Source organism: Candidatus Magnetobacterium casense, from assembly GCF_019173545.1.
Lineage (GTDB): Bacteria > Nitrospirota > Thermodesulfovibrionia > Thermodesulfovibrionales > Magnetobacteriaceae > Magnetobacterium > Magnetobacterium cryptolimnobacter.
This window is the reverse complement of record NZ_JABXWD010000807.1, coordinates 1-1,009: the sequence shown is the minus strand read 5'-3', so window position 1 is coordinate 1,009 and position 1,009 is coordinate 1. Positions and strand designations below refer to the sequence as shown.

Annotated in this window: 2 protein-coding genes; both read left to right on the top strand. The window is 53.5% G+C overall.

The window, feature by feature from the left end:
* A partial coding sequence (locus HWQ67_RS19705; RefSeq protein WP_218254399.1) for a hypothetical protein occupies positions 1–289 on the top strand: 289 nt, incomplete at its 5' end.
* A gap of 56 nt (positions 290–345) precedes the next feature.
* Positions 346–1,009 (top strand): hypothetical protein (locus HWQ67_RS19700; protein WP_218254398.1); only part of this gene is annotated, 664 nt, incomplete at its 3' end.

Sequence of the window (1,009 nt, the reverse complement as noted above, 5' to 3'; positions counted from 1 at the left end):
GCAGGTGGGCTTGCCCCTGTTGAAGCCAGCGACTATCAACTGCTATACGCACGTCCGAGACATCATTCCCTGCGTAGAAAAGCGTTTCGATTGTGTCTCCGTATTCCACCTGGGGATGTATGACTACCTTACGAGGGTGTACTACCCGCTGATCGTTGGTGAATCACAGGTGGAACACAATACGGTGTTCAGCGAAGAAGCCTTGCGGCTGTCCAAGGTGTGCAACCCTGACAGTCTGGGGCATTTGTCCCGCATAAGAGGGTATGTATTCCAGAGGCGGGCAGGGTGAATAAGGGGATCCTGCTGGTCTATCACTACCCCTTAGCCGGGAACGCGCAGACCATCTTGGATCATGTGCATGGCCTCCGCTATTCCAAATACGGAGTCATGGAGTGCAACGTGGCCTTGGGATTCCCCCGTGTTCTGCCCTATATCGAGTTTGAAGTGATCGTGCTGCACTATTCCCTGTTCGGTTCGGGGTTCAGCTTCTTCTATGACTACATAGACCCACGCTGGTTTGATTATGTCAAGGATTCCAAGGCGTACAAGGTGGGCTACTTTCAGGACGATTACCAGTATATCCCTGAAAGGCTGATGTTCATGGGTCTGGTAGGCATTGACCGGGCCTATTCGCTATTGCAGCCGGATGGTATTGCCGAGGTGTTTGGCGCGGTTGCCAACAAGGTAACAACGACCTTGACAGGATATGTCAGCGAAACGATGAAGTACAAAGCTGAGAAGTACGCCAAGCCTGCTCACAAAAGGATGATTGACGTAGGCTATCGTACCAGGAAGCAACCGATCTGGCGCGGATTGGGCGGTCAGGACAAAGAGAACTTGGCCTATGGCTGGTTGTTGCGAACCAGAGGGCTACGGAATGATGTCATGTGTTGCGAAGAAGGGCGGCTATACGGTGACGATTGGTGGCGGTTCGTGGGGGATTGCCGCTTCATGCTTGGGACAGAAGCCGGGGCCAGCTTGGTTGACCTTCAGAACGAGGCTAGGCGGG